This is a genomic window from Thermobacillus xylanilyticus (assembly GCF_907165215.1).
GTDB classification, from domain to species: Bacteria; Bacillota; Bacilli; order Paenibacillales; family Paenibacillaceae; genus Thermobacillus; species Thermobacillus xylanilyticus.
On the sequence record NZ_CAJRAY010000103.1, the window covers coordinates 1 to 19,885 of the forward strand.

19 protein-coding genes are annotated in these 19,885 nt (G+C 60.2%); 2 read left to right on the plus strand and 17 right to left on the minus strand.

The window, feature by feature from the left end; all coding sequences use genetic code 11:
• Positions 1 to 143: 143 nt before the first annotated feature.
• From KJQ12_RS18725 to KJQ12_RS18740, 4 genes are all read right to left on the minus strand, one after another.
• Entirely contained in the window at positions 144 to 1,088 is a 945-nt protein-coding gene (locus KJQ12_RS18725) for a hypothetical protein (RefSeq protein ID WP_213486904.1), read from the minus strand.
• Positions 1,089 to 1,102: 14 nt separating this feature from the next.
• Positions 1,103 to 1,606: a DUF6932 family protein gene (locus tag KJQ12_RS18730; protein WP_213486906.1), complete on the minus strand. Its 504-nt coding sequence runs from the start codon at positions 1,604 to 1,606 to the stop codon at positions 1,103 to 1,105.
• Positions 1,607 to 1,767: 161 nt separating this feature from the next.
• The gene (gene rlmH / locus KJQ12_RS18735; RefSeq protein ID WP_213486908.1) at positions 1,768 to 2,247 is read right to left on the minus strand and encodes a 23S rRNA (pseudouridine(1915)-N(3))-methyltransferase RlmH; all 480 of its coding nucleotides are present in this window, start codon (positions 2,245 to 2,247) and stop codon (positions 1,768 to 1,770) included.
• A 6-nt stretch (positions 2,248 to 2,253) separates the two neighbouring features.
• Complete coding sequence (locus KJQ12_RS18740; protein ID WP_213486909.1) at positions 2,254 to 2,721, minus strand: MerR family transcriptional regulator; 468 nt, start codon at positions 2,719 to 2,721, stop codon at positions 2,254 to 2,256.
• A 162-nt stretch (positions 2,722 to 2,883) separates the two neighbouring features.
• Here KJQ12_RS18740 and KJQ12_RS18745 point away from each other — a divergent pair, with 162 nt between their 5' ends.
• The gene (locus KJQ12_RS18745) at positions 2,884 to 3,540 is read left to right on the plus strand and encodes an aldo/keto reductase (RefSeq protein WP_213486910.1); all 657 of its coding nucleotides are present in this window, start codon (positions 2,884 to 2,886) and stop codon (positions 3,538 to 3,540) included.
• Between the two features lie 56 nt (positions 3,541 to 3,596).
• Here KJQ12_RS18745 and KJQ12_RS18750 read toward each other — a convergent pair whose 3' ends face one another.
• Both KJQ12_RS18750 and KJQ12_RS18755 read right to left on the minus strand, forming a co-directional pair.
• Entirely contained in the window at positions 3,597 to 3,764 is a 168-nt protein-coding gene (locus tag KJQ12_RS18750; protein ID WP_213486941.1) for a CxxH/CxxC protein, read from the minus strand.
• Positions 3,765 to 3,837: 73 nt separating this feature from the next.
• Positions 3,838 to 5,187, minus strand: a complete 1,350-nt coding sequence (locus tag KJQ12_RS18755) for a S1C family serine protease (protein WP_015253150.1) — start codon at positions 5,185 to 5,187, stop codon at positions 3,838 to 3,840.
• Positions 5,188 to 5,389: 202 nt separating this feature from the next.
• Between KJQ12_RS18755 and KJQ12_RS18760 the strand changes: the two genes are divergently transcribed.
• Positions 5,390 to 5,647, plus strand: a complete 258-nt coding sequence (locus KJQ12_RS18760) for a hypothetical protein (RefSeq protein ID WP_015253151.1) — start codon at positions 5,390 to 5,392, stop codon at positions 5,645 to 5,647.
• Here KJQ12_RS18760 and KJQ12_RS18765 read toward each other — a convergent pair.
• The 11 genes from KJQ12_RS18765 to KJQ12_RS18815 form a co-directional block, all read right to left on the minus strand.
• On the minus strand, positions 5,607 to 6,422 hold the full coding sequence (locus tag KJQ12_RS18765) for an MBL fold metallo-hydrolase (protein ID WP_213486915.1): 816 nt from the start codon (positions 6,420 to 6,422) through the stop codon (positions 5,607 to 5,609). The two genes, KJQ12_RS18760 and KJQ12_RS18765, sit on opposite strands and share 41 nt — an antisense overlap.
• Before the next feature lie 81 nt (positions 6,423 to 6,503).
• The gene (gene yycI, locus KJQ12_RS18770) at positions 6,504 to 7,277 is read right to left on the minus strand and encodes a two-component system regulatory protein YycI (protein WP_015253153.1); all 774 of its coding nucleotides are present in this window, start codon (positions 7,275 to 7,277) and stop codon (positions 6,504 to 6,506) included.
• 155 nt (positions 7,278 to 7,432) lie between these two features.
• On the minus strand, positions 7,433 to 9,070 hold the full coding sequence (locus KJQ12_RS18775; RefSeq protein WP_213486917.1) for a YycH family regulatory protein: 1,638 nt from the start codon (positions 9,068 to 9,070) through the stop codon (positions 7,433 to 7,435).
• A complete protein-coding gene (gene walK / locus KJQ12_RS18780; RefSeq protein WP_213486919.1) occupies positions 9,067 to 10,911 on the minus strand; it encodes a cell wall metabolism sensor histidine kinase WalK in 1,845 nt (614 codons plus the stop codon). Before walK ends, KJQ12_RS18775 begins: the two co-directional genes overlap by 4 nt.
• Entirely contained in the window at positions 10,908 to 11,657 is a 750-nt protein-coding gene (yycF, locus tag KJQ12_RS18785; protein ID WP_015253156.1) for a response regulator YycF, read from the minus strand. The genes walK and yycF overlap by 4 nt, the downstream gene beginning before the upstream one ends.
• Positions 11,658 to 11,801: 144 nt before the next feature.
• The gene (locus KJQ12_RS18790; RefSeq protein ID WP_213486921.1) at positions 11,802 to 13,355 is read right to left on the minus strand and encodes a M23 family metallopeptidase; all 1,554 of its coding nucleotides are present in this window, start codon (positions 13,353 to 13,355) and stop codon (positions 11,802 to 11,804) included.
• Positions 13,356 to 13,524: 169 nt separating this feature from the next.
• Positions 13,525 to 14,307 carry a hypothetical protein gene (locus KJQ12_RS18795; protein ID WP_213486923.1) on the minus strand — a complete coding sequence of 261 codons (783 nt, stop codon included), beginning with the start codon at positions 14,305 to 14,307 and terminating at the stop codon, positions 13,525 to 13,527.
• Positions 14,308 to 14,469: 162 nt separating this feature from the next.
• A complete protein-coding gene (locus tag KJQ12_RS18800) occupies positions 14,470 to 15,756 on the minus strand; it encodes an adenylosuccinate synthase (protein WP_213486925.1) in 1,287 nt (428 codons plus the stop codon).
• Between the two features lie 197 nt (positions 15,757 to 15,953).
• Positions 15,954 to 17,318, minus strand: a complete 1,365-nt coding sequence (dnaB, locus tag KJQ12_RS18805; protein ID WP_213486927.1) for a replicative DNA helicase — start codon at positions 17,316 to 17,318, stop codon at positions 15,954 to 15,956.
• Between the two features lie 148 nt (positions 17,319 to 17,466).
• Positions 17,467 to 17,910 carry a 50S ribosomal protein L9 gene (gene rplI / locus KJQ12_RS18810; protein ID WP_015256527.1) on the minus strand — a complete coding sequence of 148 codons (444 nt, stop codon included), beginning with the start codon at positions 17,908 to 17,910 and terminating at the stop codon, positions 17,467 to 17,469.
• The gene (locus KJQ12_RS18815) at positions 17,907 to 19,871 is read right to left on the minus strand and encodes a DHH family phosphoesterase (protein ID WP_015256526.1); all 1,965 of its coding nucleotides are present in this window, start codon (positions 19,869 to 19,871) and stop codon (positions 17,907 to 17,909) included. The genes rplI and KJQ12_RS18815 overlap by 4 nt, the downstream gene beginning before the upstream one ends.
• Positions 19,872 to 19,885 lie beyond the last annotated feature (14 nt).

The following is a 19,885-nucleotide window of genomic DNA, read 5'->3' on the forward strand; positions in this document are numbered from 1 at the left end:
CACAGGTGGGTCAATTTTATTCCGGCGCTGGTGGGTCAAATGAATTCCGGCGTTGACACCGTTACTTATGATCGGGTAACCTAAACAACAAAAGGAGAGACAAAGACTCCGCCTCTCCTTATCATTTCATAATTAATAATTTGTTACTCTGCATCTTGAACATCATTTAATATCCACGATATTTTTTCTTGGCCAGCAGAACTTTGAGTGATAACTTTAATCAACTCGGCATAACATCTTTTATCCAAATATTCTATGGACTTCGAAACCTTGTCTTTCACTATTCTCCCAACTATTTTATTACCATCTGCCGTACAAAGTTCAAATGAATTTGTCCTTACATTAATCCCAGTTAATCTTCCTTGTAGAGAAACCTCTTCCTCCCTAGAAGTCAAACGTTCATTAAGAATGGTAAATATCTTGCCCGCCCTATCTGGATCAAAAGATACTTTTACCCCTTCATGTTGAGCATTTGCGGAGATCCAGTTAATTTCTACAGGAACATTTAGATCACGAATATTCTTAATCCAATCTGTATAGTGTTTGAGGGTCCGAGTCCCTAATGATGAGATAGCATCCAATAAAGGTTCCTCATCATCAGAAGCATTGAATAGATTATATAACTCGGAGATTACTTGACGTTGTGGTGGTTCATCAATCGATATTTGACTCTCGTGGTTCAAGTTAATAACTGCGATAAATGAACCAGCCTTAACTGCTTTTAATATCCATGAGTTTCTTTCAATAATTTCTTGGGGAATTTTACCTCTGTTACTTGGTTGATTAAATAATGTATTGGCGACACTGTCGGTTAGTGACTGAAGTCCTCCTAAGACAGTCGTTAGTGTTCTAACTGGTATCTGACCTGAAGGAAGACCCGTTGTCATTACCTTAACTTCCAATTCCTCAGACAGTGTTTCCTCATCGATATTATGCTGTTGCAAATCGATCAGGCGTTGTTCTAATGAGCTTATCTCCAATTTCGATAAAAAATCAGGTAGTCCAATTGCTTTGTGCATCTCTCTACAATCAGCAATAATCTTTTCTGTTTCTTTAATTTGATTTATGCGTTCATCGAAGGCGTTCATTATTTTACACCTCCTTATACACTTAATATTAGCTCTTGCTGATTTATCTGCACTATACCTTTAGGTTGTCTAGCTCTGTCAAACCCAAATTGCCCCATCCAGTAAGTTTGCATCATTTTATGATCTTGTCGAGGAAAAACAGTTAGTTGTTGCGGAGTCCAATGCTCGAATGAGAAGCAAAAGTAAGCATCGCAATTATAAGTTCTAGAAACTCGATTAATTAATTCTTGAATCCTTAAAGCTTGAGACTGATTTTGAATATCTTCAGGATAGTAGAAAACCACCAAATCAATATCATTAGGGTCAACTTTCTTAGTAAGGAAACTGCCGTCCAGCCAAACATATTGTGGAGGCAGGACTTCCAATAATTGACTAATCCAATGCTTAAAATTTCTATAAATGAGTGGTCGTCTAGTTGAAGTTGTAAATTCGTTAATGAATTGCTGTTCAAACTCATGAATTGTATATGTGTGAATACCAGGTGTAAGATTGCCATTTGGCATGAATTGTTGTATCATAACCTGTTATCCCCATTTTTCCCTTTTCGTTTTATTCTATGCGTCAATTATAACTTAGTCCACAACAGAGTCAACAATTTCCCATCTTGAATTACTAATGAACTTTAACTTCGTACTTCAACTGCCATGCACCGACATCTAGTTCGATCCTAAATTCTACACTAACGATGATACGGTTCCCCCCGATTGATCTTCACCGCCCGGTAAATCTGCTCCGCCAGCACAAGCCGCATCAACTGGTGGGGCAGCGTCATCCGTCCGAAGCTCAGCTTGTGCTTCGCGCGCCGCAGCACGGCGGGAGCGAGTCCGGTCGACCCGCCGATGACGAACACCGCGTGCCCGCTGCCGTACGTGCCGAGCTCGTCCAACCGCTCGGCGAGCCGTTCGCTCGTCCACAGCTCGCCGTCCAGCGTTAGCGCGATGACCAGCGCATCCGGCTTGATCAACGCCAGCAGCCGCTCGCCTTCGCGCTCCCTGGCCTGCGCCTCTTCCGCCGGGCTCATCGTCTCCGGCACCTTCTCGTCCGGCACCTCGAGAATGTCGAACTTCACATACGGCCGAAGCCGCTTCGCATACTCCGCGATGCCGTCCGCCAGATACTTCTCCTTGATCCTGCCGACCGCCGCAATCTGAATGTGCATCGGCTGTCAGCTCCGCACGGCGGCAAGCCGGTCTTCCGCGGAAGGCGAATAAAACACATCCCCGTGCATATGCCGGATCCGGTCCCAATTGGCTGGATTGGTCGTGTCCGGGCTGCGGCCTTCCAGAATGGTTTGATACAGCGCAACCTTCTCCTCCAGATGGGCGGCGTGCCGCTTCGCTTCCTCCAGCCGGGCAAGTGCCGCCTCTTTGTGCTTCATCATGAGGGCATAGCGCTGCGGAATCGTCGCTTCCCCCTGAAGACACAGATCGACGTATGCTTTGATCGCCTTTATCGGCATGCCGGATGCCTTGAGGCATTTGACCCCGAGAAGCCAGTTGATCGCTTCCGCATCGAACAGCCGATTGTTATGCTCATCGCGCTGCACGCTCGGCACCAGACCTTTGTCCGTATAGAAGCGCACGGCATGCTCGGTAAGCCCTGTCATGTGCGCGGCTTCCTTGACCGTGTACATCCGCAATCCCCCCATAAAAAATTTGCTTACGACCGCTTGACTTCGTGTAACACGAAGGCTGTAGGCTTATTGTAACGCAAATCGGCCGTCAGCGGAATTTCCGCATCCCCGGGGAAATGTGCCGTTTGCCGAACACTTCAGAATGACAGGAGTGGAATTGCCATGCAAACCGTCACCCTGAGCAACGGCGTGAACATGCCGATCATCGGCATCGGACTCTGGCAGGTCAACGATGCCCAACAAGCCGAAGACTCGGTCTATGAGGCGCTGATGGCCGGTTACCGCCTGATCGACACCGCCGCCGGCTATCTGAACGAAGAGGCGGTCGGGCGGGCGATCAAGCGCAGCGGCATCCCGCGCGAGGAAATCTTCGTCACGACCAAGATCTGGGTTCAGGATGCCGGCTACGAGAGTGCCAAGCGGGCCTTCGAGAAATCCCTGAAGAAACTGCAGCTCGACTATCTCGACCTGTACCTGATCCACCAGCCGTTCGGCGATTACTACGGCACCTGGCGCGCGATGGAAGAGCTGTACCGTGAAGGCTTGATCCGTGCCATCGGCGTCAGCAACTTCCTGCCGGATCGCCTGATGGACCTCGCCCAGGTCGTGCTGCGCTGGCTGGTTCAGCGCAATATCGTCGTCATTCCGAAATCGGTGCGCAAAGAGCGGATCATCGAAAACTTTAACATCTTCGACTTCGAGCTCGACGCGGACGACATGGAACGCATCAAGACCCTCGATACGGGGAACACCCTCTTCCTGTCGTACCACGACCCGGAAGTCGCCAAAATGATGGGAAGCTGGAAAGTCGATCTGTAATCCGGCGGACGCGCACAACAAAACCCGCGGGCCTCTAAAGCTCGCGGGTTCACCCCTTATACCACCAGAACTTCCGGCGGCCGTTCGCACATGTCGCACGTCGCGGGAGGTTCCCACTCGGCGAACGTCGTCTTGTTCAGATCGACCAGATCCGGCGCGTCCTCATACTCGTCGACGAACCGGTCGATCGCCAGTTCCACATGTTCTTTGCATACGCAGTACATCCGCTGATTCAACGCCTTCTTTCTGCTTCGTTCACCATTCTGTATTCGTAAGCGGATCCGATGATCCGGCCGGTTATTCCTCTTCCTCTTCGTCGATCTTCTCGGCCAGCTCCACCGTCACCGTCTCCAGCTTGCCGCCCCGGTAGTACGACACTTTCACTTTCTCGCCGATTTTTTTGCTTCCGTACAGGTACTTGCGCAGTTCCATCGTGCTGCCGATCGGCTGGTCGTCGAGCTTGACGATGACATCGTTGAACTTGAGCCCCGCCTTTTTCGCCGGGCCGACCGCTTCCAGCACGATCACGCCGCGCTTCACATCCTCCGGCAGCTTCAGATCGTCTTCCTCGGCGGCGTCTCCGCCTTCCTCTCCGTCTTCTTCCGCTCCCAGCCATTCCTCGTAAACTTGCTGTTCCCAGTATTGTTCAAGATCCAGCGTATATACACCGAGATACGGCCGCGGAACATAGCCGAGATCCAGCAGCTGCTCGACGACCGGCATTGCGTTGTGCATCGGGATCGCGAAGCCGACGCCTTCCACGCCGAAATCGGCCACCTTCATGCTGTTGATGCCGACGACTTCCCCGCTCAGGTTGACGAGCGCGCCGCCGCTGTTCCCCTGGTTGATCGGGGCGCTGATCTGGATAACTTCCTGTTCCCAGTCGTAGATGCCGTTCTGGGCGAGCGACACCGGGATGATCCGCCGGCTCTTGCTCACGATGCCCATCGTCAGCGAATTGTTCAGGCCGAGCGGATTGCCGATCGTGATCACCGTCTCTCCGTTCCGGAGCTGCCGCGAGTCGCCGATCGCCGCCACCGTCTCGATGCCTGCGCCGTCGATCTCCAGCACCGCCAGATCCGTGATCTGGTCCTTGCCCACGATCTCCGCTTCGCGCACTTCGCCGCTTGCCAGCACCGCCTTCACCTGGTCGGCATCTTCCACGACGTGATAGTTCGTAATAATGTTTGCTTTGCCGTTCGCTTTGCGAAAAATGACCCCCGAACCGAGACTGGCCTGCTGCAGCGTCAATTCCTCATCCGGATCGCGGTCTTTCTCCGGCCGGAAGAAGCGCCCGCCCGCCGGCAGCATCTGTTCATTGATAATGCTGACGACCGCGGGCTCCACCCGGGACGCCGCCTGCACGATCCGTTCCGCCGTATCGGCGGAGGAGACGCCCGCCACGCTGACGACGGCGCCCGATCCGCCGCCGCCCCGCCCGAATCCGAAGATCAAGCCGAAAAGCAGCACCGCGCCGAGGGCGCTCACCATCGAGGAAATAAAAGCCAGATGAACCGGGCGCAGTCCGCCCTCGCCCCGCCATCTGCGCCATCCGCCGCGGCCGCCGAAACGCCAGTCCCGTCTCCCGTCTTCCCGTGCGCGCCGGGAGACACGAGTCGAATAGAAATCGTCGTCGAACAAGCTCATCTGTCAGTCGCTCCTCTCGATGGCCGAGGCGCATACACCTTTTTCCCAGTGGATTGGAATGATTTCCGCTGCTCGGGCTACAATTATAAGCATAAACGATTTTTGGGCGTCTGACATCCGTCTTCCGAAACTTTCCTGCGGCGAAAAGCACTGGCAGTTGGGTCAAAAGACGCATTTTTCCAATCGAAGGAGCTGACCGTTCATGAAGCAAACGTCCCCCGCCCCGGATCGCGCATGGGACCATGTGAACCTGGCCGCCGCGCTGGCCGATCTGAAGGAACAGCATTACCGGCTGCTGCTTGCGGTCAGCGCGCTGGCCGATGCCCTCGAGGCACGCGGTTTTCTCAGGCCGGGTGAACTGGAGGAGCGCGCCGCCCGTCTGGACCGGGAAGCCGAAGCCTCGCTCCGCGCCGCCCGCGCTACCCGATCACGCGCCTCGTCACATCGTCCCAAGGCGTAGCCCGGTCATGCCAGGTCGGCTTCAGGACGTCATCATCCTTCTTCAAAAATATGCCGCGGCTTTCCAGAATAGACTCCACCGTCATCCGCGCCAGATCCTGCATATTGTGGTCCAGACTGAGGTGGGCGAGATAAACGCGCTTCGTCCGGTCCGTCATCAGCTCGGCCAGCGCCTCGCCCGCCGCTTCGTTCGACAGATGGCCGACATCGCTCAGGATGCGGCGCTTGATATTCCACGGATAGCGGCCCATCCGCAGCATTTCGACGTCGTGATTGGCCTCGAGCACCACCACATCGGAATCGATCACCGCTTCCTTCACTTTGTCGCTGAAGTACCCGAGATCCGTCACCAGACTGAGCTTGTACCCGCCCTCGTGAAAACAGTACCCGACCGGTTCCGCCGCATCGTGCGAGATCGGGTACGAGCGGACGACCAGCCCGCCGAATTCGATCTCCCCGCCCGTCGCGACGATTTTCCGGTTCGCGTCGGCAATGCCGGCGGTCTGCCGCTCCATCGCCGACCAGGTCGCTTCGTTCGCGTACACGGGCAGCTCATATTTGCGGGCGAAGGCGCCCAGCCCTTTCACATGATCCGCATGCTCGTGCGTCACGAACACCGCGTCGATGTCGGAGGCGTCGATGCCGCGCTCGCGCATCCGTTCCTCCAGCTTCTTCGCGCTCAGTCCCGCATCGATCAGCAGCGTCACATCGTCCGTCTGGACGATGGTCGCGTTGCCTGTTGATCCGCTGGCCAATATCGTAAATCGAAGCCCCATCCGATTCTGTCCTCTCCCGTAATTCGTGCATCCGCTGTGTTGTGCATTATGGGGCGGCGCCCCGGCTGTCCGTTTATCCGTTCAGACGCCGTCCGCTTTCCCGTCCGTTTCGGCCGCGGCCGCATCCTGCTCGGTGGCCACCGCGCCGCTGATGGCGTTAATATAGTAAACCGATCCGTCTTCAAGCAATACCCGCCATGAAGGCTCCGCCGCCTGGATATCGTCCGTATTGAACAACTGCCCGTGATAACCGAGCTGGATCTCCTTGATGACCGCGCCCGGCTGCAGATAGTTGTCGATCAGCGGCGCCAGCGCCTTGGAGGCGGGCAGCACCGTCTGCCGCTCGTAATCTTCGCTGATGACCGGCTCGATGCGATCCTGCCGATAGGCGACGATCTTCTGGTTGCTGTAGTACAGCTCAAGCTTCACATCGAAGATCGGCCGGCCGTCCGCGGCAATGCGGGTGAAGACGAACGCCTCGTCCGTCTGGAGCGCCGGATCGAACCGGTACAGCTCCAGATCGGTGATGATATTCCCCAATCCTTCTACTAATTCGCGTTCGGAGAACACAATCCTGCTGTCGACCTGCGGATCGAGGGGAATTTTGTCGGATGCGCCTCTTCGCCCGTCATAGCGGAACTGCAGATCGCCCATCTTCGGCGTGCCGCCCGGCACGCTGGCCGTGATCGTGATGCCCTTCTCTTGCATGATGCGCAGCGTATCCTCGGGCAGCGCGGTCAGATCGACGTTCGGATTGACCTGATCGCGGACATTGAGCCATAGCTGGTATCCGAGCAGCACATTGAGCACCAGGAACGAGAAAATCAGCACGCTTTTCGCCCGGCCCCAATCCATTGCGCATCCACCTCCCGCATCATCACGGCATCCTGCTTTCCCGAACCGCGCCGGCTCGTCTCCGAACGCCGGCCGTTCTTCAGCGCGGCCTTGTCCGCCGGAAGCAAGGCCGAACGCGCGCGCCGGCCGCCTGCCCGCTTCCCGCCGCGGAGCGGTCAGCCCGCGGCCTCGAGCGGCGCATCCGCCTGCGGAACGTCGGGCTCGGACGGCTCGCCTTCCTCTTCCGCCGTGCCGCCTTCCCGCTCCGCTTCGCCGGTTGCGCCCGCCGCGTCATCGGCCGCACCTTCTTCGCCGGCGGCCGGCTCTGCCGCGCCGGCTTCCGCGCCTTCCGCTTCGCCCGCTTCATCGGCGCTGTCCGCTTGCCGCATCACGGCAACCGAATCTGCGGCTTCGCCTTCGGACGCATTTTCCGCATTCGCCCCGTCCTCCGCGCGATGTTCCCCGGAGGGCTGCCCGGCCGTTTCCGCGCCGCCATCGGCCGAAGCAGCAGCGGCCGCATCCATCACGGCCTTCGCCACCGACTGGACCGTGCCGTCCGTGTACCGCACCGCCCACACCGGCTCCATGACAAGCCGCCGGTCTTCGGTGAGCGTGACATACTGCGCCGGGAATACCGCCGAGATTTCGCGCAGCCGCGAGAAGGTTTCCAGCGTCGCCCGAAGCCGCTCCCCGCCCGGCAGCCAGCGGACCGCGATGTCCTTCTGCCGCTCGCCGAGATTGAGCAGCGACCGCTCATAGACGACGGCCGTGCCCTGCTGCATCAGCAGCCGGATCTGTCCGTACCGGACGCCGCCGCTGATCAGCGGATACCGCTCATAGTACTGCTGGAACACAATGTTCCGCCCGTCCGAACTCACCGCGCCGGGCACGAACCGGTATCGGCTGTCCCAGCCGCCGTGCTGGTTGACGAACTGGACCGCCGCCAGCACGTTGTCCGCCAGATTGTCCGCGCCGTCCTGCATCGGCACCGGGTCGGTGAACACCATCCACGTGTCGCCGGACTCGAGCTGCAGCCCGCGCTTGCCGTCCGTATAGATGACCTGTCCGCTGCGATCCTCGATGTACCGCGTTTTGTTCGGATCGAAGAACAGGCTGCGCTGCATCTGCTGCGGCGAGAATGTCGTGTACCCGAACGTATACGCGACCGTCTCGATCGGTTCTTCCGGCAGATAAATGTCGCCGCGCCAGTGCGTGTAAGCCGGCATATAGCCGCCCAGCCCGGCGAGATCCGAGATCTCGTCAGCGGTGAGCGGCGACCGGGCGGCCATGTACACCGTCTCCCCGTCCGCGCTGAAGAAATAGATTTCCGCCGCGCTTCTCCCGGGGAAATTCCGCCTTATCAGCCAGATGCGGTCGATGGCATCGTTCAGGAACAGAATGTCGCCGTCGATCTGCATCGTTTTCTGCAGCAGCGCGACGGGCATGGCGCCGCCGTACCGCAGTTCGACGCCCTGCGTGTTCCGCCTGAGCTCGTCCCAGTCGCGCATCGCGTAGGGAATCCGCTGGAAGTTGCGGTATTCGCCGGCCGTGATCTGATCATAAATCCGGATGTAATAACTGGTCTCCGGATAGAGGACCGCGTGCCGGTCGCCGCCCATGTGCAGCACCATGTCCTCGGGATACAGCACTTCGTCGATGCGCAGCGGATCGCCCATCTGTTCGGGCGAGATGTATTCCTGCTCCGTGCGGACGGTCGCGCCGATCTCGGGGAAGCTGTAGACGAGCAGATAGCTCTGCACCAGACTGAGAATGACGAGACCGATCAGAAGCGCGGTCTTGAGCTTCTCCATCATTCCGCGTCACCTCCCCGGCGAAGCGGCAGCGTGAACGTCACGGTCGTGCCGCGGTTCAATTCCGACTCCAGCTCGATCGTGCCTCCGTGCGCCTTGATAATTTCCCGGGCAATGGAAAGACCCAGCCCCGTGCCGCCCATGTTCCGGGAGCGCGCCTTGTCGACCCGGTAGAACCGTTCAAAGATGCGGGCCTGGTCCTTCTCCGGTATCCCCATGCCGTTGTCTTTCACGCTGATGGACACCGTGTCGGGCGTGGGCTTCCGGGCGGCGATCTCGATATGGCCGCCGTCCTGCGTATATTTGATGGCGTTGGACATCAGATTGTCGAGCACCTGGTCGATCTGGTCCCGGTCGAACCACGCCGTCTCGATGCCGTCCTCGATCAGCACCGATCCGCCGATGCCCTTCTGCTTCATCTGGAACGAAAAACGGTCCGACACCTCTTCCAGCATCTCCCGCACGTTGACCTCGATCGGCCGGAGCCGCTCCTGGTTCGAATCGAGCCGGGACAGATGCAGCAGGTCGTTCACGAGCCGGATCATCCGGTTCGATTCGCCGCGGATGACGCCGACGAACCGCTTCGCCAGCTCCGGCTCTTCGAGCGCGCCGTCGTCGAGCGCCTCGACGTAGCTCTTGATCGTCGTCAGCGGCGTGCGCAGTTCGTGCGAGACGTTCGCGACGAACTCCCGCCGCGAACGTTCAAGCTGCTCCTGCTCCGTGACATCGTGCAGCACCGCGATGGCGCCGGAGATTGTCCGGTCGCGGCGATAGATCGGCGTCAGCGTCACATGCATCAGCCACTCCCCGCCGTCGTCCGGAAGCGGCCGCACAACGATGGTCGAATGCTCGACGCCCGTCTGCAGCTTGTGCAGCTGGTCCTTCGGAATGCCGAGCAGCTCGTCCATCGGCTTGCCGAGCGCATGCTTTACCCCGAGCATCTCGCGGGCCCGGCGGTTCGTGACGATGACCTGCCCGTTCTCGTCCGCGGCGACGACGCCGTCGCTCATGTTGGCGAGAATCGACGCCAGCTTCTCCTTCTCTTCCTCGTTCGCGGACAGCGCTTCCTGCAGACGGCCGGTCATGTAGTTGAACGCTTCGCTGAGCCGCCCGATCTCGTCATCGCCATAGACCGGCACCTGCTCGTCGAACCGGCCTTCCGCCACGGCCGTCGCCTGGCGGGTCAGCCCCTTGATCGGATTCGTGATCGTGTGGGCGAGCAGCACGCCGAGCACGCCGGTCAGGCCGAGGGCGATCAGCATCCCCGTGACGAAAATCCGGTTGATCCCCCGCATGGTGGCGTACAGATCTTCCATCGACGCGACGACGTAGACGACCCCGATCACCCGGCTCTGCCCCCGCGATGTATCGAAGGCGGGGCGGGCGATCACTTTCTTGCGTACATTGTCCGCGTCGATGATCTCCTCCTCGTTGTCCCGGATGCCCTGCAGCGCACGGCTGACGGCGAGCGTCGTATTTTTGCGTCCGATGATGTCCCGCCGGTCGGGTTCCGACGTCGCGAGCACCCGGCCGCTGGCGTCCAGCACCTGAATCTCGGCCTGGCTGATATTGAACAGCGAGCTGACCAGGTTGCCCAGATCTTCCGCCACTTCCGCATCGGCCGCCTCGCCCGCTTCCGCGCGTTCCGAGGTCAGCGTGTCCTCGACCAGCACGGTGAGCATGTTGACCTGATCGTTCAGATTGTCCGAGAACGACCGCGTCAGCGAATTTTTCGTCGTGCTGATGAAATAGACCCCGATAAGCTGCATGGCGATCAGGATGAGCAGCACGTAGATGATGATCAGCTTGACCTGGATCGTGTGGAAGAAGCGCGTCCGCTTCATGCGCCCGCGAAGCCTCCCGCTTTCGGGTTGCGCATCATGTAGCCGAGCCCGCGGCGGGTCAGAATGTATTCCGGCCGGCTCGGATCGTCCTCGATCTTCTCGCGGAGCCGGCGAATCGTCACGTCGACCGTGCGCACATCGCCGAAATATTCAAACCCCCACACCGCCTGCAGCAAATGTTCGCGCGTCATCACCTTGCCGCAGTTGCGCGCGAGATAATGGACGAGCTCGAACTCGCGGTGCGTCAGATCGAGCGGCTCGCCGTTCTTGTACACGACGTACATGTCCGTATCGATGAACAGATTGAAAATTTTCAACCCTTGCCTTTCCGGCTGCCGTTCCGCTTCATCCGCGCCGCCGCCCGCCGCGGCCTCCTGCAGCTTCCGCTGGCGCCGCAGGTGCGCCTTCACCCGTGCGAGCAGCTCGCGCGTGCTGAACGGCTTCGTCACATAATCGTCGGCGCCCAGCTCAAGGCCGAGCACCTTGTCCAGCTCCGTATCCTTCGCCGTAAGCATGATGATCGGCGTCTGCATGCGGGCGCGCACTTCGCGGCAGACGTCCATGCCGTCCTTCACCGGCAGCATCAGATCGAGCAGGATGAGATCCGGCTGCTCGCTGAACGCCAGCTCCACGGCCTGTCCGCCGTCGAACGCGCAAATGACTTCGTATCCTTCCTTCTCCAGATTGAACTTCAGGATATCCGCAATCGGCTGTTCGTCATCCACGACCAGAATTTTGCCTTGCATGCCCATCACCGCCGTTCACGTCAAGATTCTTTGCTATCAGTGTATCATATCCGGACGGACGAGTCCCGCCGATTGTGTCGTCTGCCGCTTTAACGCAAAGAAGCATCACCCCGAAGGAGTGATGCTTCACGACAGTTTTCGCGGTCACAGATAGTTGAGCGGATTTTTCGGCGTGCCGTTCTTGTGGATTTCGAAGTGCAGATGCGTCCCCGTCGAATTGCCGGTGTTGCCCATGACGCCGATTTTCTCGCCTTTTTCGACAATCTGGCCCTTCTTCACGTCGATCTTGCTGAGATGGCCGTAGACCGTCTCGTAGCCGTTCTTATGATCGATGATGATGGCGTTGCCCAGACCGTTCTTCTTCCCGGCGAACTTGACAACCCCGGTATCCGACGCGAGGATCGACTTGCCGCCGATCATGTCGATGCCCTTGTGCTGACGTCCCCAGCGCTTGCCGAACTTGCTCGTAATCTTCGCTCCGCTGACCGGCCAGGCGAACTTGCCCGAGCCTTCGCCGCGGATGACCTTCGTGCCTTTCATGATGATGGCCGGCACCGCAGGTTCAAGCACCTGCTCGTCCACGATTTCCTCGCTCATCAGGTAGCCGTTCTGCTTCACGAGGCGGTAGGTCACGCGCTTCGTACCCGGCACGCCGGCCTGAATCGTCTTCTGCTGGCCGGCCCGCATCTCGTCGTTCTTCCGGATGATCACTTCCGGCTCAATCTCTTCGATCTCCGATACCCGCTCCACCGTCTCGACCGTCACTTGCGGCTTCAATACCGTGAGATCCAGCACGTCGCCGACACGGATCAGATCGTCTTCGATCTGCGGGTTGTTCTTGTAGATGATCTCGGGGGAAATATCGAACTTGCTCGCAATGCAGCCGATGCAATCGCCTTTCTGCACGACATACGTCGTCTTCTTCGTCGTGCCCGTCACCAGCCGCTCATAGAGCGTGTCGGCATCGGAAATGCGCGCGGGATCGATCTCCACCCGGCCCGTATCGACCTGCTCCACGATCCGGACCGATTCGACCTCTGCCTTGGGCTCCGCTTCCGCATTTCCCGCATACGCCAGCGCCGTCACTTCCGGCTGCCTGACGGCCGCATCGCCGGCTTCGTCCGCGGCTTCCGGAGCGAATTCCGACTTGATCCGGTCGAGCACCTGCCGCGCCGTCTCCTCGTCCGGCACCACTCCGATCAGCTTCCCGTTCACCTTCACTTCGACGCCGACGGCGTGGCTGTCCAGCAATTCTTCGAGAGCCGCGAGCGACGCCTCCGTCTCCGGATGCGCCTTGTACTCGCTCCGTTCCACGTAGGTCAGCTCGCCGGTCTCGAGCTCCATCGTAATGCCCGGGTTCGCCGCCGCCAGCTCTTCCCGCTTGCCGCTGAGGAACGCTTCGACGGCTTCTTTCGATTCGACCGTGCCGATCAGTTCGCCGTCCCGGTACAGCTCATAGTAGGACACGGTATTGGCTTTCACATAATGGTGACCGTAGGCCGCCCCTCCGGCCAGGATGACGAACGAGCAGCCCGCCAGCAGCGCCCGTCTGACGCCTGTCCGGGAGAACGCGCTTCCAGCCGGTTTGATGAATCTCCGAATCTTGCCTTTCCAGACCTGGACCCGGGCTGCCATCCGCGTACCGAAGGCGCGAACCTTCTCCCGGGCGGCCCGGATCGGTTTCCTGTAATCGGTCATGATCGTCTCCTTCATCGATGCATCCGATTCTGGATCGGTTTGTCAAAATCTAAAAAATATAGGCGCAACGACCCATTCATGTCGTCACGCCTATAACTGTAGCACAGGCTTCCAAAGCCGAGCAATGCCGGAATATCCCGAGCACGATTAATATTTCCTCAGATTTTTCTCAGAATTTGTTCAGAATTTCCATCAATTCGTCATATTCCGAACGGTCGAGGTATGCGGCGACGATTTGCTGCACCTTAAGCAGCTCTTCCTCCGTCAGGCCTCCCTCCGTGAATTCGGAGATGCGCTGCCACTCTTCCTGCGGCACCTTCCCGACCAGAATCGCGAACAGCCGGTTCCGTTCGTCGTCGGTGAGCCGCGATTTCGCCTCGAGCAGCTCTTCGGTCGAGACGACCGTGCCGCCGGATGCGCCGGCGCCGCCGTGCGCTTCCGGCCCCGTGCCGAAGCCGGATTCCTCCGCCGCGCCGGATGCTTCGCCGCCTTCGTCTTCATTCCCCGGCTGCTCTCCGGATGCGCCGGACGCGCCGCCCGGCGCTCCTTCACCTTCCGGGCCGCCGACAGCGCCCTCATGCAATCCCGAGCTGCCGTCGTCCGAGCCCGTGCCGCCGGCTCCCGGCTCCTGCTCCCCGCCGGCCGGCCCCGACGCGCGGCCATCGCCGCCGGAGCGGCCGTCCGCTTCCGGCTGGCCCCCGGTCTGTCCCCGATCCGGCGCCGCGTCCGCGGCCAGACCGCCCCCCGGATCCTTCGCGCCCGCGTCTGCGCCCCACAGCCGGCCCCACATGCCGGAAAGCGCGAACGGCGGCTTCTCCAGCGGAATCTCGTATTCTTCCAGCAGCGCTTCCACATAACTGTTCACGATATAGCCGGTCGTCCAGATCGCGAGAAAACTGGCGAGCAGCGCGGCCGCCGCCGCTTTCCACAGCCAGCTGAACAATTTCCACACGTTGCATCTTCCTTCCTGTCCTGCGTGGTACGCTTCAGGCTATTTTTACCATTATGGACAGGAATGCCGGCGCCCATTCGCCCGCCTGAACGGCAAAAGACCGCTCCGGGCGCGCCTTGTGCGCTCCCGGGCGGTCTGTTCAAGCGATTGCCAATCGTATTTTCAGCCGTAAATCTTCATGACCGGCACGGTCTGGTCGCGGTTGCGTCCGACCGAGAAGATCGCGACCGGAATGCCCGTCAGCTCCGACACGCGCTCGACAAAGCGCCGCGTATTGGCCGGCAGATCGTCCAGCGACTTCGCGCCGGAGATGTCCTCTTGCCAGCCCGGCAGCTCCTCGTACTCCGCTTCGCATTCCGACAGCACCTTGAGGCTGGCCGGATAATGCTCGATCCGCTCGCCGCGGTACTTGTAGGCGGTGCAGATCTTCACCGTCTCCAGCCCGGTGAGCACGTCAAGCGAGTTGAGCGCCAGCCCCGTGATGCCGCTCACGCGGCGGGCGTGGCGGACGACGACGCTGTCGAACCAGCCGACGCGCCGCGGCCGTCCGGTCACGGTGCCGTACTCGTTGCCCTTCTCGCGGATCAGGTCGCCGATCTCGTCATGCAGTTCCGTCGGGAACGGGCCGTCGCCGACGCGCGTCGTGTACGCCTTCGCCACGCCGATGACCTGGTCGATCTTCGACGGGCCGACGCCGGAACCGATGCAGACGCCGCCCGCGGACGGATTCGACGACGTGACGAACGGATACGTCCCCTGGTCGATGTCGAGCATGACGCCCTGCGCGCCTTCGAACAGCACGTTCTTGCCGGCGTCGATCGCGTCGTTCAGCACGACCGACGTGTCCGTCACATACGGCCGGAGACGCTCGGCGTAACCGAGATACTCGCTGATGATCCCGTCCGCGTCAAGCGGCTCGCCGCCGTAGACGTTCCGGATAATATGGTTCTTTTCTTCCACCAGGCGGCGGGCCTTCGCCGTGAACTCCTCCGCGTCCATCAGATCGACGATGCGGATGCCGGCCCGCGCCATCTTGTCCATGTAGCAGGGACCGATGCCCTTGCGGGTCGTGCCGATCTTGCCGTCGCCCTTGCGCTCTTCCTCGAGGCCGTCCAGCACGAGGTGATACGGCATGATGACATGGGCGCGGTCGCTGATCTTCAGGTTGTCGGTCGAGAAGCCGTTCTCGTGAATGTAGTCGATCTCTTCAACCAGCGCCTTCGGATTGAGCACCGTCCCGTTGCCGATGACGCTAATCTTGTTATGGTTGAAGATCCCTGACGGGATCATGGTCAGCTTGTATTTCTTGCCGCCGATCAGAATGGTGTGGCCCGCATTGTTGCCGCCCTGATAACGCGCGACGACGTCCGCGCCTTCCGCCAGGAAATCGGTAATCTTCCCCTTGCCTTCGTCACCCCATTGAGTGCCGACGACAACGACCGTAGACATGCGCATTCCTCCCTTGGCGCGCCAACTGCGCATTATGAAGGCACGCCAAATTTTGCCGCCTTGCCGGCCGGCGGGTGGCGGCGCGCGGAAGGCAGCAAGTTCAGTGTATCAGTCCGCTTCGACCGTGTCAACGAACAAAAACGAACATTTCCGTATACCAGGATACAAACGTTCGGATTTGGAATACGCAAAGCGGATCAGGAAGCTCTGTCCGCGTCCCCGTGCGTGCGGTCGAGGCTGACGAATTTGTTGAAATTTTTCAGGAAGACGAGCTCGACCGTGCCGACCGGACCGTTCCGCTGCTTCGCGATGATGATCTCGATAATGTTCTTTCGCTCCGTCTCCCGGTCGTAATAGTCGTCCCGGTACAGGAAGGCGACGATGTCCGCGTCCTGCTCGATCGAGCCCGATTCGCGCAGGTCGGAGAGCATCGGCCGCTTGTCCTGCCGCTGTTCGACGCCGCGGCTGAGCTGCGACAGCGCGATGACCGGCACCTCCAGCTCGCGCGCGATCTGCTTCAGGGTGCGGGAGATTTCCGACACTTCCTGCTGCCGGTTCTCCCCGGGCTTGCCCCGGCCCTGGATCAGCTGCAGATAGTCGATGACGACGAGACCGAGCCCGCGCTCCTTCTTCAGCCGCCGGAGCTTCGCGCGGATATCCGCGACCGTGACGCCCGGCGTGTCGTCGATGTAAATTTCCGCTTCGGACAGCGCGCCGATCGCCATCGTCAGCTTCTCCCAGTCGTCGCCTTCCAGACGGCCCGTCCGCAGACGGCCCGCGTCGACGTTCGATTCCGCGCACACCATCCGCTGCACCAGCTGCGAGGCGGACATTTCGAGACTGAAGATCGCCACCGTCTCCCGCGCCCGGACGCCGACGTTCTGCGCGATGTTGAGCGCGAACGCCGTCTTCCCGACCGACGGGCGGGCCGCCACGATGATCAGGTCGCTGCGCTGAAAGCCGGACGTCATCCGGTCGAGATCGGGGAAGCCGGACGGGATGCCCGTCACGCCGCCCCGGTGGTTGTACAGGAACTCGATCTGCTCGAACACGTCCATCAGCACGTCGCGGATCGAGATGAACCCGCTTCCCGTCCGGCGGTTCGAAATCTCGAGGATGCGCTGCTCCGCATCGTTGAGCAGCAGCCCCACGTCATCCGCGCCCGCATAGCCTTCCTGCACGATCTCCGTCGCCGTCCGGATCAGCCGGCGGAGAAGCGACTTCTCCTCCACGATCCGCGCGTAGTAATCGACGTTCGCGGCCGTCGGCACGACGCTCAGGAGCCGGGACAAATAATCGACCCCGCCCGCTTCCTCCAGCCGCTGCTTGTCCTGCAGCGCGGCGGTGAGCGTTACGAGATCGATCGGCTGCCCCGCTTCGCCGAGCTCAATCATCGTTTCATAGATCATGCGGTGGACCGGCTGGTAGAAATCTTCCGGACGCAGCCGTTCCATCGCCGTGACCAGCGCATCCGCTTCCAGCAAAATGGAACCGAGCACCGCCTGCTCGGCTTCGATATTCTGCGGCGGCACCCGATCGAATCCGATCTCCATCGCCGTCATATGCATCCTCCCGCTTGCCGCCGCGCCGCAATGCCGCTGCGGCGGCTATTCGGATCTTGTCCTCCATGCGTCCGGACGCCGCCCGATGCCGAACCGTGCGCCCGGCGCATCGCGCGGAACACTTGGCAGCCCCGTCCTTCCGGGACGCTTATTCTTCCGTCACCTGGACGCTGAGGGTCGCCCGAACCTGCGGATGCAGCTTGATCGGCACCTTCGTGACGCCGAGCGTGCGGATCGGTTCGTCCAGCTCGATCTTCCGCTTGTCGACCTCGATGCCTTCCTTCGCGAGCGCTTCCGACACCTGCTTGCTCGTGATGGCGCCGAACAGCCGTCCGCCTTCGCCGGCCTTCGCCCGGATGACGACCGTCATCGCGTCCAGCTTCTTGCCGAGCGCTTCCGCCTCCTGCTTCTCCTGCTGCTTGCGGCGCTCCTCCGATTGCTTCTGCACTTCCAGCGTCTTCAGATTGCCCTGCGACGCTTCCTTGGCCAGGCCGCGGGGTAAAAGAAAATTGCGGGCGTACCCTTCCGACACGTCCTTCACTTCGCCCTTCTTGCCCTGGCCCTTCACATCCTGCAGGAAAATGACCTTCATTCGAACAACCCCTCTTCCTTGTCGATTTCGTCCAGGATCGCCTTGAGGCGGGCCGCCGCCTCGCTGACGGTGCCTTCCATCTGCGCGGCCGCGTTCGTCAGGTGGCCGCCTCCGCCCATTCGCTCCATGACCACTTGCACGTTCATGCTGCCGAGCGACCGGGCGCTGATGCCGATCATGCCGTCCGGCCGTTCGGCGACGACGAACGAGGCGAGGACGCCGTTCATGTTCAGCAGCTTATCCGCCGCCTGCGCGATCAGCAGCTGCGGATATTGCTTGCCCGGTTCGGCGGCTGCAATCGCGACATGGTCGTAATGAATGACGGCGTGCCGGATGATCTCCGCTTTCTTGTTGTACTCGTCCAGATCTTCCTTCAGCATCCGCTGGATGAGCGCAAGATCCGCCCCGTTGCGGCGCAGATACGACGCCGCCTCGAACGTGCGGGCGCCGGTGCGCAGCGTGAAATTCTTCGTGTCGACCGTCATGCCGGCCATCAGCGCCGTCGCCTCGATCGTCTCGAGCGAGATCCGGTCGTGAATGTATTGCAGCAGTTCCGTCACGAGCTCGCAGGTCGAAGACGCATACGGCTCCATGTACACCAGGACCGGGTTGGCGATGAATTCCTCGCTGCGGCGGTGATGGTCGATGATGACGATCCGTTCGGTCTCGGCGAGCAGCCGCGGCTCCTTGAGCAGCGACTCGCGGTGCGTGTCGACGACGACCGCCAGCGAGCGGGGGCCGATCAGCCCCAGCGCATGCTCCGGCGAGATGAACCGCTCGTGCAGCGCCGGCTCTTCGCGGATCAGATCCATCATTTTCTGGATGGACGGGTTGACGCCCTCGACCACGATATACGCTTCCTTGTTCAGCGCTTCGGCCGCCTTCAGCACGCCGATCGCCGCGCCGATCGAGTCCATGTCCGGCGTCTTGTGGCCCATGATGACGATGTTGGCGCTGTCTTTCATCAGGTCGCGCAGCGCGTGGGCGACGACGCGGGCCCGGACGCGGGTCCGCTTCTCGACCGCGTTCGTCTTGCCGCCGTAGAATGTCTGCCGCTGGCCGACCCGGACGGCCGCCTGGTCGCCGCCGCGGCCGAGCGCGATATCGAGGGCCGCCTGCACCCATTGTCCGACCTCGACGACGTTCGAACCGCCGGAAGCCATGCCGATGCTGAGCGTCATCGGGATCTTCTGATCCATCGTCATCTCGCGCACTTCATCCAGAATGACGAAGCGCGACGCTTCGAGCTGCTTGAGCGTCTTCATGTCGGTGACGATCAGGAACCGGTCGGAGTTCAGCCTGCGCAGGTACATCTGATAGCGCTGGGACCAATCCGTGATCTCGGCTGTCACCTTCGACAGCAGCGCCGCCCGATGCTGGTCGTCCATCCCCTGGGTCACTTCTTCCAGGTTATCCATCAGGACGACGCCGAGCGCGAGCTGCTCGTCCTCGTATTTCCGCTGGAGATTCCAATGATCCGTCATGTCGAAGACGTAGACGAGCCGCTTCTCCGGATTGAAGTTCAGCTTGTAGACCCGCTCCCCGATCATCGCCTCGAACTCGCCCGCCTTGTCCCGGTCTTTGCCTCCCAGGACGGGGAACAGTTCGGTCAGGGGCAGACCGACGGCCGAATCCCGGTTCAGAATGCCGGCCACATAGGGGTTGTGCCACTCCACGATCTGTTCGTCGCTAAACAGCAGAATGCCGAACGGCAGTTCGTGGATCACTTCACCCCCGATTTTCCCGATCCGGTACCTCAGCGAGCCGAGATACCGCTTCAGTTCGCGCCGGAACGCCCGCTCCGCGAGCATCGCGTACACCGCCATGGCGCCGGTCAGCACGAATCCGATCAGGCCGAGCACCCATTCGTACCAGGCCAGCGCGAGCGTCATCGCTGTCATCAGGATGAGCGTCCAGACATGATGCAGCCCGTACCAGCGTCTGATTAAGTTTTTCGGCATCCGGACGTAACCTC